At 65.3% G+C, this 16,262-nt stretch carries 11 protein-coding genes; 2 read left to right on the forward strand and 9 right to left on the reverse strand.

Going from position 1 to position 16,262, the window contains the following annotated elements; translation table 11 throughout:
* Positions 1-9: 9 nt before the first annotated feature.
* From ACYU03_RS14030 to ACYU03_RS14045, 4 genes are read right to left on the reverse strand one after another with little or no spacing between them, the layout of a single operon-like run.
* Entirely contained in the window at positions 10-1,275 is a 1,266-nt protein-coding gene (locus ACYU03_RS14030; RefSeq protein WP_461885171.1) for an acyl-CoA dehydrogenase family protein, read from the reverse strand.
* Between the two features lie 21 nt (positions 1,276-1,296).
* Positions 1,297-2,229, reverse strand: coding sequence for an ABC transporter permease (locus tag ACYU03_RS14035; protein WP_461885172.1), 933 nt, complete (start codon positions 2,227-2,229; stop codon positions 1,297-1,299).
* A complete protein-coding gene (locus tag ACYU03_RS14040; protein WP_461885173.1) occupies positions 2,226-3,941 on the reverse strand; it encodes an ABC transporter substrate-binding protein in 1,716 nt (571 codons plus the stop codon). The genes ACYU03_RS14035 and ACYU03_RS14040 overlap by 4 nt, the downstream gene beginning before the upstream one ends.
* 23 nt (positions 3,942-3,964) lie before the next feature.
* Positions 3,965-6,058: a TonB-dependent receptor family protein gene (locus tag ACYU03_RS14045; protein ID WP_461885174.1), complete on the reverse strand. Its 2,094-nt coding sequence runs from the start codon at positions 6,056-6,058 to the stop codon at positions 3,965-3,967.
* A gap of 510 nt (positions 6,059-6,568) precedes the next feature.
* On the opposite strand from ACYU03_RS14045, the gene ACYU03_RS14050 reads away from it, so the two are divergent.
* Positions 6,569-8,683, forward strand: coding sequence for a TonB-dependent receptor family protein (locus ACYU03_RS14050; protein WP_461885175.1), 2,115 nt, complete (start codon positions 6,569-6,571; stop codon positions 8,681-8,683).
* A gap of 116 nt (positions 8,684-8,799) precedes the next feature.
* Here ACYU03_RS14050 and ACYU03_RS14055 read toward each other — a convergent pair whose 3' ends face one another.
* The 5 genes from ACYU03_RS14055 to ACYU03_RS14075 all read right to left on the reverse strand — a co-directional run bounded on the left by ACYU03_RS14055 (position 8,800) and on the right by ACYU03_RS14075 (position 14,890).
* Positions 8,800-9,114, reverse strand: coding sequence for a DUF2388 domain-containing protein (locus tag ACYU03_RS14055; protein ID WP_461885176.1), 315 nt, complete (start codon positions 9,112-9,114; stop codon positions 8,800-8,802).
* Positions 9,115-9,307: 193 nt separating this feature from the next.
* On the reverse strand, positions 9,308-10,240 hold the full coding sequence (locus ACYU03_RS14060) for an aliphatic sulfonate ABC transporter substrate-binding protein (protein ID WP_461885178.1): 933 nt from the start codon (positions 10,238-10,240) through the stop codon (positions 9,308-9,310).
* A 3-nt stretch (positions 10,241-10,243) separates the two neighbouring features.
* A complete protein-coding gene (mgrA, locus tag ACYU03_RS14065) occupies positions 10,244-11,287 on the reverse strand; it encodes an L-glyceraldehyde 3-phosphate reductase (RefSeq protein ID WP_461885179.1) in 1,044 nt (347 codons plus the stop codon).
* The gene (locus ACYU03_RS14070; protein ID WP_461885180.1) at positions 11,284-12,627 is read right to left on the reverse strand and encodes an LLM class flavin-dependent oxidoreductase; all 1,344 of its coding nucleotides are present in this window, start codon (positions 12,625-12,627) and stop codon (positions 11,284-11,286) included. Before ACYU03_RS14070 ends, mgrA begins: the two co-directional genes overlap by 4 nt.
* Before the next feature lie 28 nt (positions 12,628-12,655).
* A complete protein-coding gene (locus ACYU03_RS14075) occupies positions 12,656-14,890 on the reverse strand; it encodes a TonB-dependent receptor (protein WP_461885181.1) in 2,235 nt (744 codons plus the stop codon).
* A 261-nt stretch (positions 14,891-15,151) separates the two neighbouring features.
* Between ACYU03_RS14075 and ACYU03_RS14080 the strand changes: the two genes are divergently transcribed.
* A complete protein-coding gene (locus ACYU03_RS14080) occupies positions 15,152-16,198 on the forward strand; it encodes a LacI family DNA-binding transcriptional regulator (RefSeq protein WP_461885182.1) in 1,047 nt (348 codons plus the stop codon).
* Positions 16,199-16,262 lie beyond the last annotated feature (64 nt).

Consider the following 16,262-nt stretch of genomic DNA (forward strand, 5'->3'; position numbering starts at 1 on the left):
TGTCTCCGTTCAGACCGCGCTGGCTTCATCGCCAGCGCCCTGCCCTGCCGGCGTCTCGGCGTGCAACGCGCGCCAGGCCGCCGTGGGGGTGATGCCGTTGAGGTAGTAGTTGCCCAGCGCTTGCTCGCGGTAGATGGCCGGGTTGTGTGACGCCAGGGTGCGGGCGTTGCGCCAATGCCGGTCGAAACGCCGCTGGGTGCTGGTGGCCGAAGCACCGCCGACCTCGAACAGCAAGGTGCTGGCCTCCAGCACCTGGGGCAGGACGATCTGCTGGGCCTGGTAGGCGTGGACCTCGGCATCGGTGTAGACCTGCTCCGGGGCCGCACCGGCCTGCCCGGCCTCGTAGGCCGCCTGCAGGCTGTGGCCGACCGCCGTGACCTGGGCCTGGGCCGCGAACGCCAGGCTCGACAGGCGGCCAATCACACGCTGCACCAGCGGGTCGTCGGCCGGACGGGACTGGCCGGGGATACCGAAGGCGCGGGTGCGGCCCTGCACGAAGGCCACCGCGTCGGCCAGCACCGCCCGGGCAATGCCGGCCAAGGTCGCCAGGTGCACGGCCTGATAGAAGGCGCTCAGGTAGGACTCAGCGCGCAATTCACCCTTCTTGTAGCGGCGCAGGACGTGCTGTGCCGACACCGGCACGGCGCTGAAACGGGTGGTGCCGCTACCGGTCAGGCGCTGGCCGAAGCCATCCCAGTCGTCCACCACCTCGACGCCCGGGGCCCGGGTCGGTACTGCCAGGCTGACGAAGTCGTCGCCATCGTTGGCGACCGCCGCGACCCAGTCGGCGTAGAGGGTGCCGGTGCAGTAATACTTCTGGCCGTCCAGGCGCAAACCGGCCTCGCCCTCCTCGGCGACAGGCGTCAGGCTCACGCTGTTGCCGGTGCTGTCCGTACGTTCGGCCATCGCCGCGCCCCACAGCTCGCCTGCGGCGACCTTGGCGAACCAGTAGTCCTGCGAGGCTTCGTCACGGGCCGACAGGCGTCCTTCGACGAAACCGAAGTGCGCGCGCAGAATCTGCGGTAAGTTCGAGTCGGCCTCGCCCAGGCGGACCAGCAGTCGCAATAGTTGCACCAGGCTGACGCCCAGACCGCCATGGCGGCGCGGCACCCGCAGCGCGCCGAAGCCGGCCTCGCGCAACCAGGCGACGGGCTCGTGCGCCAGCAGGCGCTGCTGTTCGCGCTCGACGGCGCCCGCTTTGATCCGCGCGAAGACCGCGTCGAAGCGCGCATCCAGTTCGGCGTCGGTGAGCGGTAGTTCAGAATCATGACTCATGGCTGTTCCTTGCATTCGGATTCAGGGAGTAGCGGTGCGCGGGTCGATGCGCTGGGTCAGCACATCGACCACCAGGTTCACCAGCACGTAGATGGCCGCGGCCAGCAGGGTCACGCCGAGCACCAATGGCACGTCCTTGTTGGCGGTGGCGTCGAGCATCAACCGGCCGATGCCTTGACGGCCGAACAGCAGCTCCACCACCACCGCGCCACCAAGCAGGCTGGCGAAGACGAAGCCGGCCAGGGTCACCAAAGGCACCAGGGCGTGACGCAAGGCATGGCGCAAGCGCACAGCGGCATCGCCCATGCCACGGGCGCGGGCCTGGGTGATGAAGGGTTGTTCGAGCACGCTTTCCAGCGAGTGGCGCAACACCTGCGCCAGCACCGCGGCCACCGGTAGCGACAGCGCCAGGGTCGGCAACACCAGCGACTGCCAGCCGCTGGAGCCGGACGGCGGCAACAGGTGGAACTGAAAGGCGAACACCAGCAGCAACAGGCTGCCGATCACGAAGCTCGGCGCCGACGACAGCACCAGTTCCGCGCCTGACACCAGCGAACGCACCCGCCGACCACGGTTGGCCGTGAGCAACGCCGACGCCAGGGCAATGCCGACCGCCAGCAGCCCCGCACACAGGGCCAGCGCCAGGGTGGCGCCCAGTTGCTCGGCGATCGCCTGGGTGACCGGGATGCGCAAACGGTAGGACTCGCCCAGGTCGCCCTTGGCCAGGCGCGCCAGGTAATGGCCGTACTGCACCAGCAAAGGCTGGTCGAGGCCGTACTCGGCACGTACCTGGGCGAGCAGCTCGGGCGTTGGCAAGGCATCCGGACCGCCAAGGATGGCCAGGGCGGTATCGCCACCGCTGTGGTTCACCGCCAGGAAGGTCAGGCTGGCGGCGGCCCAGAGCACCACCAGGCCATCGCGCAGGCGGCGCAGGATGATCGCGAACAGCTTCATGGGTGCTCCTCCCTGGCCAGCCAGACGCTGGTGAACAGCGGAACATTGTGCGAACCATCGAACAGCACGCCGCCTACGGCCTTGCGGTAGGCCACCAGCATCTGGCTTTCTGCCGAAGGCACCGCTGGGACCGTCTCGCCCAGGCGCTGTTGGGCCTGGCGGTAGAGCGTTTGGCGCCGCGCCGGGTCGGTGCTGCGTCGGGCCTCGCCAAGCACGCGGTCGAGGAGCGGGTCACGGAAGCGCCCGACGTTCTGGCCGATCAGCTTGCCGCTGGGAATGGCCTGGCTGTGGTAGAGGATGAACAGGCCATCCGGCGTATTGGTGTGCCAGTAACCACCACCCATGGCATCGAACTGACCGGCATAGCGACGTTCGGTGACGCGGGTCAGGGGCAACACTTCGATCGGCATGTCGAAACCGACCTTCTTCAGGTCGGCCTGCACCGCCACCGAGACGTTGGCCGGAAACGCCGGGTTGTCGTAGGTCAGCAGCGTCGCCTGCAAGCGTTGGCCGTCGCGGGTGCGGTAGCCCTGGGCATCGCGGTCGGTCCAGCCGGCCTGGTCGAGTAGGCGGTTGGCCTTGGCCGGATCGAAGTCCAGCGCATGCCGCGCGACCGGGTCGTAGTCGCGGGTGTTCACCGCGAGGAAATCACCCTTGGCCAGGTACTCGCCAAAGCCGGAAATCCAGGCCAAGCCTTCACGGTCGATGGCATGGGCCACGGCCTGGCGCACCCGCACGTCATCGAACGGCGCGCGCTCGACATTGAAGGTGATGCTGCGGCTCGGGTTGCCCTTGCGGATCCGGCTGCGCAGCACCAGTTGCGGGTTGCCCCGGATAGCCGCGGCGTTTTGCGGCGGCGCGTCCAGGGCCAAGTCGCTACGGGCGGATTCGAGCGAGGTGTAGCGGATCATCGCCTCGGGCACATAGCTCAGTTCGATGCGCTGCAGGTAGGCCTCGCCAGAGTGGGCGATCGCCGGCGGCGACCAGTTGTAACCCGCCCGGCGCTCGAAGCTAGCGCCCTGGTCACGCACATAACCGCTCAGCACGAACGGGCCGCTGCCGATCGGATGGCTGGCGATGCTGGCGGGTGCTTCGCGGATCTGTCGTGGCGAGATCATCCCCAGCCAGGCCTGCGACAGCACATCGAGGAAGGGGGCGTAGGGTTCACGCAGGGTCGCTTCGAACGTGTAGTCATCGATCACGCGCCCCTTGAGGTAAGGCGCGATATAGGCCGCTGCCAACGGCGACTTGGTCGTCGGGTCGCGCATGTGCTCGAGGTTTACCCGCACGGCCTCGGCATTGAAGCGCTCGCCATCGCTGAAGGTGACGTCATCACGCAGGTGGAAGGTGTAGGTCTTGCCGTCGGCGCTGATGTCCCAGCTTTTCGCCAGCCACGGGGTCAAGGTGCCGTCGCCAGCCTGGTACACCAGGCAGTCGAACAAGATGCGCCCCAGCCACTGGACGTTGCCGTGGGACAGCGCATGGATATCGAAACTGCCGGCATCGCTGGCGGCCGATACCCGCAAGGTGCCGCCACGGCGGCCCACGCCCTGCTCGACGAAGTCGCTGGTGGGGTAGCGCAGCACGCCTTCCTGGCTGGAGACCGCCTCCCCCGCCAACGCCGACACGGCCTTGGGCGGCGCGGCCGGCGAGCACGCAGCCAGCGCCAGCAGGCAGGCGGCCCAGAACACCGCGGCCGGATGCTGGCCCATTGGATTGTCTCCTGCCCTGGCCATCAGAAGCGGAACGCCACGCCGGTGGTCGCCGAGAAGGCATCGCCCGGATAGAAGTTCGCCGAGTCCTGGCCATTGGCGTCGTAGGCGGTGTTGGAGGCAGTGGCGTAGCGCTGGTCCGTGAGGTTGCGCAGGTCGGCGAACACTTCCCACTTCTTGCTCGGCGCCTGGTAGCCGACCTTGGCGCCCCACACCACGTAGGAAGGCGCCTGCCAGGTGTTGGCAAAGTCGATGTAGTAGCTGGACGCCGCGCGCACATTGAGCGAGGCATAGAAGCCGCTCTGCTGGCGATAGGCGAGCTCGGCCTGGTAGACCTGGCGCGGCAGGCCCGGCAGCTCGTTGCCGCCGAACCTGTCGTCGTCACGGTACTTGAAGTCGTTGAGGGTGTAAGCCTGGCGCAGGTCGAGAGTATCGCCGTTGGCGCCGGCCCAGAGCAACGCGCTGAGCCCGGCCTCGATGCCCTGGTGCAAGGTCGGGCTGGCATTGGAGGTCGCAGTGATCTGGTCCTGGGTGGCGCTGGCCTGTTGCACCACTACGGTCAGCAGCTCTTTCTGCACCCAGGAGCGGTATAAGGTCAGGCTGCCGTCGAAGATGCCATGGCTGCCGCGAATGCCCACCTCGAAGGTGGTCGCCTTCTGCGGACGGTTGTCATACAGGTAGGGGGTGCTGGTGCTACCCAACTGCCAGGTCACCGGTGGATCGATGCTGCGACTGACGTTGCTGAACACTTGGAACTCAGGCGTCAGTTGATAACGCACGCCAATGCGCGGGGCGATATCGTTCTCGGTGTATTCGACGCTGTCTGGGAAGTCGGTGGTGTTGCTGCCGGTGGTGGCCTCGATCTCGGCCTTGCGCCGGATGTTGATGAACGACAAGCCCGACGACAACCACAGGTTGTCGGTCAGTTGCAGCTCGTTGCCGAAGCTCAGCACCGTGTCACGCGAGCCGGTGTAGTTGGTCTCCTGGAGCTTGGCGCCGGTGGTGGCGCTGTGTGACTTGACGTCGGCCAGGTACGCCCGGGTGTTGCTGAAGATGATGCTGCTGTCGCTGGGCAGGCCGAAGAAGCTGTCGCCGGTGCGGAAGTAGCGCAGGGTCAGGTTGATGTCCTTGGAGCGCCAGTCCTGTGGTGCCACGGCATAGCGCCAGCCGTTGAGCAAGGGGTAATTGTTGTAGGCGGCGCCCACTTCGAGCTTGCCGCCATCATCGAAGGTGTAGGTGGTCTTGTTGGCCAGGAAGGTGGTGCCGTCCTTGCGCCGCCCGGTGGGCACCAGGTTGCTGCGCGGGTCGTGCTTGAGCTGATGGCGGGTCAGGGTGTTGCCGTTGGTGAGCTGCTCTTCGCGGTACTTGAGGAAGAAACGGGTCTCGAGCTTGGGGCTGAACACATGGCCGAAGTTCGCCGCCAGGCCACGGGCTTCGTTGCGCGCATGGTCCTGGTAGCCGTCGCGCTCGTTGTGCTGCAGGTTGATGTAGTAATCGCTGTCACCGACCACGCCACCGGTGCTCACCTGCTGCTTGCGGTAACCGTAGCTGCCGATCTCGAAACGGGCGTAGTTGCCCGGGTCGGTACGGCCGGTCTTGCTGACGAAGTTGATCGCCCCGCCCAGCGACAGGGCCGCGTACTCGGAGGCATTGGCGCCGTAGAGCACTTCGGTGTGATCCACCGCCTGCATGTCGAGGAAGTCTTCCTGGGTGCCGCCGGGGCCGGTGATGGGAAGGCCGTCGAAGAGGAACTTGGTGCCCAGCACATAGCCTTGATAGAAGGTGTTCAGGCCCGAGCCACGGATGGAGATCTTGTTGGCGCCGGTACCGCTGGTGGCCTGGGCGAACACTCCCGGCTGCAAGGCCAATACGTCTTCGGCATTGGACGCCCGGCCCTGCTCGACCTGGCGGTTGTCGACCACAGCAGTGTTGCCAGCCACCTTCTGCAGGCGCTTCTGGTCCTTCTGCGCGCCGCTCGCGGCAGCGCCGGTAACCGTCACTTTGCCCAAGGTCGTGGTCGGCTCGTCGGCCGCCTGAGCGGCCGGGCCGAGCACGGCCAACAGGATCGGCAGGCTGGCCGCTGTGGCCAGGCTGGCTTGTCGCTTGATTGCACGCACTGCAAGTACTCCCCTTTATAAGGCTGATGTCCGGGTCGCCAATCGGCTACCAACTCGAACAGCACCGAAAGTTATTGGAGTCTGTTATTGCAGTTGTCGTGCCAGCTACTTTTCGTAGTATTTCCGGCGTTCCCGCACATATAGAAAGTTGCCAGGCAAGACAAACTGACCAGGCAATGTTGGCCAGCCAACAGTTGCCTCCGCCTCAAACAGTAAAAAACCCTGAAAGGCTCTGGAACTCTGGATTTACCGACACATTGTTCGACAACAGCGTTAAGCGGAGCATCCTTGCAATAAGTAATTTACATATAACCGACACTGTCCGCCCAGCAACATCCCACCGACAAAGTTTACGACTTCCGCTCACTTGCTTTTCAAGACAACACGTTCGAACGCCCAACTTATTGGATTCAAACGTTTGGCACAAAACCTGCTCGTGGCTCGTCGCTGGCCTGACTATGCCCATAGAACGCCGAGGACCATTATTGATGACCATCAGGGGACATATTGATGCACGCCACACAACAGGATCGATTGCGCCTGGCCGTACGCCGCGCCACCTTGGCCATGGGCCTGGGCTCTGCCCTGCTCGCCCCGGCCCATGCCGCTGACACCGACCCTACGCTGGGGACGGTCACCGTCCAGGGTGCTCGCCAGAGCGCCGCTGAAAGCGCCAAGAGCCAACTCGCCGAGGTGCCCGGCGGCACCAGCGTGGTCGACAGCGAAGAAGTCGCCAAAGGCCGCACCGCCAACCTGCAGGACACCCTCGCCTACCAGCCTGGTGTTTTCGTACAGTCCACCGGCGGCAATGACGCCGCGAAGATTTCCATTCGTGGCTCCGGCGCCAACACTTCGCCAGGCTACTTCCGCGAAGGCATCAAGTTCCTCTTCGACGGCCTGGCGCTGACCGGCCCGGGCGGCACGCCCTACGAGTTTCTCAATGCTTCCGGGGTGAACTACACCGAGATCCTGCGTGGCGCCAACGCCTTCCAGTACGGCGCCCTGACCCTGGGCGGCGCGGTGAACTTCGTCAATCACAGTGGCTACACGGCCCCGGGCCTGCGTCTGCGGGCCGAGGCCGGTAGCTACGGCTACCAGAAACAGGCGCTGAGCGTCGGCGGAGTGGAAGGTGCGCTGGACTACTACCTGAACGTCGACAACTACCGCAACGAAGGCTACCGCGACTACAGCCTGTCCAAGAGCCAGGGCGTGGTCGCCAACCTCGGCTACCGCTTCAGCCCCAAGCTCGAGACCCGGCTGATGCTGCGCTACCGCGACGAATTCCATAACGACCCCAGCGCGACCACCCTCGACGCGGTCAAGCACCATCCTCGCCGCGCCAGCGCCACCGCCGAGTCCAGCGGCGCCGGCAGCCGTCGCCCGGGGAGCCTCTGGCTGGGCAGCAAGACCACCTACACCTTCGATGACGACGCGCGCCTGACCCTGGGCGTGGCGTATCACGACTATGCCCACAACAACAGCCCCAACAGCCCGGGCAACCCCAGCTACTGGGACTGGCATGACCTGAACCTGCTCGTGGGCTACGAGCGCATCGACAACTGGTTCGGCCATGAAAGCCGCAGCAACATCGCCTTCACCTCCACCCAGCACCTGCGCGGCGAGGTCAATTCGACCACTGCGTCCAAGGTCCCGCTCAAGCAGGTGAACTACAAGGACTCCTTCGACCGGGTCATCGCCCTGGGCAACGACTTCAATCTCGTCGACCGGCTATGGCTCACCAGCGGCCTGTCGTTCATCAACGTGCGCCGCAAGACCAATATCGATTACGCAGCCAACGCCAACACCACCACCTTCCCGACCTACGAGGACTACGACAACTGGAGCGTTGCCCCGCGTATCGGCCTGCGCTATGAATTCACCCCGCAACTGCAGGCATTCGCCAACTTCAGCCGCTCCATCGATCCGCCCGCGTCCTGGGAATATTCCGGCTCCGGCCCGACCACCCCTTACATCCGCCCGCTGGTGGAGCAGAAGGCCAACACCTTCGAAGTCGGCATCAAGGGCTCGTCCGGCCGCTTCGACGGCAGCCTGGCCCTTTACCGCTCATGGATCCACGACGAACTGCTGAACGTGCAGTTGATTGCCGCGACCCCGGAAACGCCGGCCGTCACCGGTGCCTTCAATGCCTCGCCCACCATCCACCAGGGCGTAGAAGCCGGCCTGACCACCCGCCTCTGGGAAAACCCACAAGGCGACCTGCTGCGCTGGCGCCAGGTGTACACCTACAACGACTTCCACTACCGCAACGACGATACCTTCGGCGACAACCAACTGCCGGGTATCCCCAAGCATGTCTACCAAGGTGAATTGCAGTACCAGCATCACGGTGGTTTCTATACCGGGGTGAACGTGCAGTCGGCCTCGCGCACGGCGGTGGACTATGCCAACACCTTCTATGCGCCGTCCTACACGATCTGGGGGGCGAACGTCGGCTACGAAGCGCCCAAGGGCGACTGGAAGGTCTCGCTGGATGTGAAGAACCTGGCCAACAAGGCCTATGTCACCGCAGTGACGCCCCAGTACAACGTGGCAGGCGCCGACACGGCGGCGTTGTATCCAGGCGATGGGATAGGAGCGTACGTAGGATTTGAAGTGAGGTATTGATCGGCACGCGTGCAAGCAGCGCTGCAGCCCGGCTATGGCTCCGGGCTGTACACCACCGGTTTACGTATCGGCACAGGTCATGCAGGAGCTCATGCAGGAGACCGGTCGATCAACGACTACTGGCCAGCGGGTGGGTCGTCTTGCACCAGAAGCGCCCTGGCCAACTCCTCATCACTGACCGTCAGACCCGGATGGTCGCGCCGGATCTGCTGGAGCGCCGACTCCAGGTAGGCGCCCCGGATCGCACCGTCGCTGGCAATGAAAGCAGAGAGCTCATCGCGGGCGGGCATTACCCTCTTGTCGTCCTTGAAGGTCGAGTACAGCGAGGCGGAAATCCCGGCTGAGGTCGCGACATCCCTGGCGCCCACGGCCATGGCTGAACCAATAGGCAGGCAAAACACCAGCAGCGGAACAAGTACGATATGGCGCATGACGTGTCCTCCAGAGCATTGGAGCCGAAAGCGGCTGCCCCATACTTTTATGAGGTGCGGCGCCGGCCAGGAGTTCCCCCTGCCCTTGATCGCCCCGGCCGGCGCCAGTGCATCACCGATGACATAGAAATGCCCACCGGCGACATGGCGCAGGCTGGCGCCTAGCGGTAGAGCATCGCCCCTGCGTAATCAATCAGGTCCCTGGCCGCCACACGGCTCCTTGCACCTGCACCTGCCGGGGCAACAGGCGGTTCTCGAAAAACAGGTCCGCCGTACGCTGCTGCGCCGCGACGATATCATCGGTGACCGGCAGGATCGGCGACGCTGGGCGGTGGCTGAACGTACGCCGCACCACGGCTTCCGGCAGCCCCATGAAAGCTGCCAGCAGGCGGATACTGCCCGCCTCGTCGCTGCGGGTCAGGGCCTCGGCTTCGCTCAACTCATCCAGCAATTGCTGGACGAAAGCCGGGTTGGCCTCGACATAGTGGCGGGCGCCCAGGACGAAAGGCCCGGTCAGGCCAAGGCCTTCGCCATTGACCAGCAACCGCGCCTTGCCCTCCAGCTCGATAGCTGAATAGAACGGGTCCCAGATAGCCCAGGCATCGACGCTGCCACGCTCGAAGGCGGCGCGGGCATCGGCCGGGGGCAGGTACACCGGCTGCACATCCGCGATCCCCAGCCCGGCCTTGGCCAAGGCACGCAGCAGCAGGTTGTGGGCGCTGGAGCCCTTCTGCAAAGCCACGCGCTTGCCCTTGAGCGCTGCCACGCTGTCGACCGGGCTGTCCTTGGGCACCAGGATCACTTCAGCCAGGGGTTTGGCCGGCTCGGCACCGATATACAGCAGGTCGGCGCCGGCAGCCTGGGCGAAGATCGGCGGGATGTCGCCGGTCGAGCCGATGTCGAGGGCGCCGATGTTCAGCGCTTCGAGCATTTGTGGCCCGGCGGGAAACTCGATCCATGCCACCTGGGTCCCGGGGAAGCGCCTTTCCAGCATCTGGTGCTGCTTGGCCAGGACCAGCCCGGCCGAGCCCTTCTGGTAACCGATACGCAGGGCCGCCGGATCAGCGGCCCAGGCCGCTCCGGCGAGGCTCAGCAGCAACAGCAGCGCGGCACGTGCGAGCTTCATGGCTCACTCCTTCCAGTCGGTCGAGGGTTTTTCCCAGAGGTTGATCCCGCCTTCCACCGCATACTGGTCGATTTCAGCCAGCTCCTCGGCGCTGAAGGCCAGGTTGTCCAGCGCGGCGACGTTCTCGATGATTTGCTCCGGGCGGCTGGCGCCGATCAGCGCCGAGGTCACCCGTGGGTCGCGCAGGGTCCAGGCCAGGGCCAATTGGGCCAGGCTCTGGCCACGGCGCTGGGCGATCTCGTTCAAGGCACGGGCTCGGGCGATATTGGCTTCGGACAAGTGCCCTGGCTGCAATGAGCCGCCGCCTGCCCGATTGACCCGCGCATCGGCGGGGATGCCGTTCAGGTACTTGTCGCTGAGCAGCCCCTGGGCCAGGGCCGTGAAGACGATGACACCGGCGCCGACCGCGTCGGTGGTGTCCAGCAGGTCCTGCTCGATCCAGCGGTTGAACAGGTTGTAGGCCGGCTGGTGGATCAGCAGCGGCACCTTCAGTTCATCTAGCAACGTGGCAATTTCGCGGGTCTTGCCCGCCGAGTAGGAAGAGATGCCGATGTACAGCGCCTTGCCCTGGCGAACGATGTCGGCCAGGGCGATGGCGGTCTCTTCCAACGGCGTGTCGGCGTCGAAGCGGTGCGAGTAGAAGATGTCGACATAGTCCAGGCCCAGGCGCGCCAGGCTCTGGTCCAAGCTGGCGATCAGGTACTTGCGCGAGCTGCCACCCTGCCCGTAGGGGCCAGGCCACATGTCCCAGCCGGCCTTGCTGGAGATGATCAGTTCATCGCGGTAGGCGCGCAGGTCTTCACGCAGCAAGCGGCCGAAGTTGGTTTCGGCGCTGCCGTAGGGTGGGCCGTAGTTGTTGGCCAGGTCGAAGTGATTGATGCCCAGGTCGAAGGCCGTGCGCAACAAGGCACGCTGGGTGTCGATCGGCGTGGCATCGCCGAAGTTGTGCCACAGGCCCAGGGACAGGGCCGGCAGCGCCAGGCCACTGCGGCCGACGCGACGATAGGGCATGCGCGCATAGCGCTCGGGATGGGCGACGTAGCTCATGGCTGTCCTCGATCAGTGAAATAGGGATTGGCGGGCCGTTGCAGGCCCAGGTGGTCGCGCAAAGTGCTGCCCTGATAGGCACGACGGAACAGCCCCCGGCGTTGCAATTCAGGCACCACGTGCTGGGCGAAGTCTTCCAGACCCTGCGGCAAGTGCGGCACCAGGACGTTGAAACCATCGGCGCCGCGCCCCTCGAACCAGGCCTGCAGCTCATCGGCGATCTGCCGCGGCGTACCGATCAGGCTGTAGTGCCCTCGCCCGCCAGCAATGCGCCGGCCCAACTGGGCCAGGGTCAGTTGCTCGTTACCGGCCAGCTCGGTCAACAGCTGCTGGCGGCTGCGCTGTCCATTCTCGGTCAGCGGCAATTCGGGCAGTGGGCCGTCCAGCGGGTAGCCGGACAGGTCGAAGTTGCCCAGCATGCGTCCGAGCAAGCCAACACCGACCTCGGGTTCGACCAGCGCCTGGAATGCTTCGAACTTTTCCTGCGCCTGGGCTTCGCTCGCGCCGACCACCACGAACACGCCCGGCATAATCTTCAGGTCGTCCTCGTGGCGTCCGTATTTGGCCAGGCGCCCTTTGAGATCGGCATAGAACGCCTGCGCGCGGACCAGCGAAGGTTGCGCGGTGAACACCACCTCAGCACTCTCGGCGGCCAACTCACGGCCCGTTTCAGATGAGCCGGCCTGCACCAGCACCGGACGACCCTGGGGCGAGCGGGCAACGTTGAGCGGCCCCTGCACGCGAAAATGCGCGCCCTGGTGGTTGAGCGCCCGGACACGTTCAGGCAAATGGAAGCGGCCTCCGGCCTTGTCACGGACGAAGGCGTCATCGGCCCAGCTGTCCCACAACCCCTGCACCACCTGCTGGAACTCGCGGGCCCGGGCATAGCGCTCGGCGTGGGGCATGTGCGCATCGCGGCCGAAGTTGCCCGCCTCGGCGGCGGCATCGGAGGTCACCAGGTTCCAGCCGACGCGCCCAGCGCTGAGGTGGTCCAGCGAAGCGAACTTGCGCGCCACGTGGTACGGCTCGTTGTAGCTGGTGGTCACCGTGCTGATCAGACCGATGCGTTCAGTCACCACGCTCAGGGCCGAAAGCAGGGTCAGCGGCTCGAAGTACACCGACCGGGCGCTGTGGCTGGCCAGTGGGTCGCTCGGGGCAGCGACGCTGTCGGCAACGAACAAGGCGTCGAAGCAGGCCGCCTCGGCCACCTGGGCGGCCCGCTTGTAGCTGGCGAAGTCCAGCGGGTCGTCCGGCACATCGGGGTGGCGCCAGGCGGCGACATGATGACCGGTGGCCATCAGGAAGGCGCCCAGGCTGAGCTGGCGGTTGGAATGGCTCATGGAATCTCCTCGGTTTCTTGGACGCGGCTCAGAAGTCCTTGCGCAGTTGCACGCCGAAGTAACGCTGGTCGTCACGGGGCACCGAGCGATAGATATGGTCGCCACCGCTGCTGAGTATCTGCGCATAGGACTTGTCGCCCAGGTTCTTGCCCAGCAAGGCCACGCGCCAGCCATCGTTGTAGTCGGCCAGGGCGATGCTGGCGTTCCAGATGCCATAGGCGCCTTGCACGGTGTCGGGGTTCTGGTCGAGGCTGAACTGCACTTCGTCCTGCCAGCTGAAGTCGCTGGACAGCTCGATGTCCAGGCCGTTGTCCAGGGGGATCACGTAGTCGGCGCGCAAGTAGCTCTTCCAATCCGGGGTAAACGGCAGGTGGCCACCGTCGATGTTGCAATTGGCCGCCGCGCCCACCGGGCAGTTGAAGTGATCGACCCGCGCCTTGGTGTAGGCCACGGCCGCCGACAGCTTGAGCTGGCGGGTGACCTGGAAGCTGGCGTCGAGCTCGACCCCCTGGGTCTTGACCTTGCCAGCGTTGACCAGGCGGGTCACCACCTGATTGGCCACGGTGTCGAAGAAGTTGGCCTGGTAGTTGTCGTAGTCGGTGTGGAACACCGCCAGGTTGGCTACCAGCCGGTTATCCAGCGTGCTGCTCTTGAGACCGATCTCATAGGCGTCCGAGGTCTCCGGCTTGAGTGCGTCGGTGTCACGCGGTTGCATATTGAAGAAGACGTTGTAGGCCGGCCCCTTGTAGCCGCGCGAATAGGTGACATAGCCGGTCAGGTTGTCATTGAAGTCGTACTGCAGGCCGGTGCGGCCACTCCAGCCATCCTCGTCCACCGAGCCAGAGCTGGCGGTGGAGGGCTGGATGCCGGTGACGGCGGTGGGCGAGGTAGAGACGCGACGGTGGTCGTATTCCAGGTCGTCGTGGGTCCAGCGCAGCCCGAAGATAAGGCGAAAGTCCTCGGTGAGGTTGAAGGTGTTTTCACCGAACAGCGCCACGCTGTCGTTGGTCGCGCTGTAGTCTGCGCGGCCGCTGTCGGCCACGCCGCCGTTGACCGACAGGCGCCGGTAGGTTTCCTCGGACTTGCCGTGCATGTAGAAGGCACCGAGCACGTATTCGTTGAACTGGCCCTTGGGCGACGTCAGGCGCAACTCCTGAGAGTACTGGTTGTAGTCCACCGTGCCCTTGTCGTGGGAAGCGGTCAGCGGCAGCAGCGCGCGGCGGTCGCCGTCCTGGTACTGGGTGTTGTCCCAACCACGCCAGGCGGTGATGGAGGTCAGGGTGTAGTCGCCCAGTTGCCAGTCGAGCTGGCCGGACAGGCCTTGGTTGACGTCCTCGACATGGGTCTTGAAATCGCTGTTGATGTCGCGGTTGTGCCTGCTCGGCGTCACCGGGCGCAGTTGGTTGGCGAAGGCTGCGCTGGCTTGGGTGATCACGCCGCTGGGCAGGGTGTCCTCGCCTTTCATGTAGTCGCCGATTACGGTCAGGCGCAGGTCTTCGCTGGGCTCGAACTCCAGCTTGCCGCGCACGCCCTTGCGCTCGTAACCGTTGACGTCATGGCCGTTGGCGACGTTCTCGACATTGCCGTCGTAGTCGCCCCATAAGGTGCTCAGCGAGCCCTTGAGCTGCTCGCTCAGGCGCCCGCCGATGCCGAAGCGCAGGCGGTTCTCGTTGCCACCGCCGAAGTGCGAGTAATCGACATAGCCCTGGGTCTGCTCCGGGATGGCCTTGCTCACCACGTTGAGCACCCCAGCCGAGGCGTTCTTGCCGAACAGCGTGCCTTGGGGCCCGCGCAGCACCTCGATGCGCTCCAGGTCGAGCAGGTCCAGGGTGGACTGGCCAGGACGACCGAAGACCACGCCATCGACCACCGTGGCCACGGTCGGCTCGACACCCGGCGAGGTGGAAATGGTGCCCACGCCACGGATGAACAGCGAGGTGTCTTTGTTCGATGCGCCGGCACGGTAGTTGAGGGTCGGCACTTGCTGGACGATGCTGGCGACGTTGTTGCGGTTATCGCGCTCCAACTGCTCGCCCTGCACCACCGAGACGGCCACTGGCACTTCCTGCAGGCTGGCTTCGCGGCGGGTGGCGGTGACGGTCACCGCGCTCAACGCGGTGGCCTGCTCAGCGTCATCGGCGGGCTCGGCGGCGTAGGCCCCCTGGCCGATGGAAGCCAGCAACAAGGCGGCGGCCAGTGGATGGCGACGCACGGGAGGGAAAACCGAACCGCTCCTGGCGGCGTGGGATAGGAATTTCTGCATGACGCTCACTGCCCTGAATGACCAGACCTGGCCTGCCCCATGGCAGGCCGACATGAAGTGCTGTCGTTGTCTGGTCTCGCTCGTGCGAGTGGCAGCCGATTGCCAACAGCAGCGCTTGGTAGCGCTAACATCATCAGTATCGGAGCGGCGCCGTTAGCAGGTCAAATACTAAAAAATACCGTTCATATTCCTTAAAGCTATTTGTGAACAGACCGGTCGTTAGCGCTAACATGCGACCACCTTCCTCTTGAGACCCCTTCCGTGAGCCAGGCCAAGGACTCCCCTCGCAAACGTCGCGGCGCCGGTCGCGTCACCCTCAACCAGGTGGCGCGCGAGGCCGGTGTTTCGGCGATCAGCGTGTCGCGCTACTTCAATCAGCCCGAGCAGGTCTCCCCCCCCTTGCGCGAGCGCATCCAGGCGGCAGTCGAGGCGCTGGGCTACGTGCCCAACCTGGTCGCCGGCGGCCTGGCGTCGGCACGCGGGCGCATCGTCGGCATGGTCATCCCGAACATTTCCGGGCCGATATTCGCCCAGACCATCCAGGCCTTCAGCGACACCCTCAGCCGCCATGGCTACCAATTACTGCTGGCCTCCAGCTACTTCAGCGAGGAACAGGAAGAAAGCGCCGTGCGCGCCTTCCTCGGCTGGTCGCCCGCGGCCCTGGTGGTGACCAGCCATTTCCACAGCAGCACCACCGAGAAGATGTTGGCCGATGCCGACATCCCGGTGGTGGAGATCTGGGACTACCGCCCCGAGCGAGCACCACTGCAGGTGGGCTTTCTGCATCATGAGGTCGGCGTCCAGGCCTGCCGCTACCTGTTAGACAAGGGCTACCGGCGTATCGCCTTCGTACAGAACAGCGTCGCTGGCGACCTGAGTGCCTTGGAACGACGCGACGGCTACAGCCAGACCCTGCAAGAGGCCGGGCTGGAGCCGTGGGTCTTCGTGCCTTCCGCCGACGCCGCGCCCTTTGAGGCAGGCAAACAGGCGATGCAGGCCCTGATCAAGCGCCAGCCCCGCCCCGATGCGATCATCTTCGCCAACGACAACCTGGCTGCCGGCGCCCTGCTCGCCGGCCAGCGCGCCGGGCTACGCCTGCCCGAGGACATGGCGATCATCGGTTTCGGCGACTACGCCTTCGCCGACATGCTGCTGCCCAGCCTCACCACCCTGCGCCCGCCCTCGCGGGAGATCGGCGAGGTGGCGGCCTTGCGCGTGCTGCAACGGCTCGGGGTGATCGCCCATGAGGGCGAGGTGCCGCAACTGAACCTGCTGACGTGCGAACTGGTAGTGCGCGAAAGCGCCTGAAGCCGCGCCTCGCGAATGGGACGGCCACACCACGGCAGGGAGGCGCGTACTGTGACATTCCCCG

It is taken from the genome of Pseudomonas sp. X10, from assembly GCF_054889225.1.

Coding starts and splice junctions, on each gene's coding strand:
- ACYU03_RS14060 (WP_461885178.1), bottom strand. CDS start 10,240: ATGAAGCTCGCACGTGCCGCGCTGCTGTTGCTGCTGAGCCTCGCCGGA.
- ACYU03_RS14050 (WP_461885175.1), top strand. CDS start 6,569: ATGCACGCCACACAACAGGATCGATTGCGCCTGGCCGTACGCCGCGCC.
- mgrA (WP_461885179.1), bottom strand. CDS start 11,287: ATGAGCTACGTCGCCCATCCCGAGCGCTATGCGCGCATGCCCTATCGT.
- ACYU03_RS14040 (WP_461885173.1), bottom strand. CDS start 3,941: ATGGGCCAGCATCCGGCCGCGGTGTTCTGGGCCGCCTGCCTGCTGGCG.
- ACYU03_RS14075 (WP_461885181.1), bottom strand. CDS start 14,890: ATGCAGAAATTCCTATCCCACGCCGCCAGGAGCGGTTCGGTTTTCCCT.
- ACYU03_RS14055 (WP_461885176.1), bottom strand. CDS start 9,114: ATGCGCCATATCGTACTTGTTCCGCTGCTGGTGTTTTGCCTGCCTATT.
- ACYU03_RS14070 (WP_461885180.1), bottom strand. CDS start 12,627: ATGAGCCATTCCAACCGCCAGCTCAGCCTGGGCGCCTTCCTGATGGCC.
- ACYU03_RS14035 (WP_461885172.1), bottom strand. CDS start 2,229: ATGAAGCTGTTCGCGATCATCCTGCGCCGCCTGCGCGATGGCCTGGTG.
- ACYU03_RS14030 (WP_461885171.1), bottom strand. CDS start 1,275: ATGAGTCATGATTCTGAACTACCGCTCACCGACGCCGAACTGGATGCG.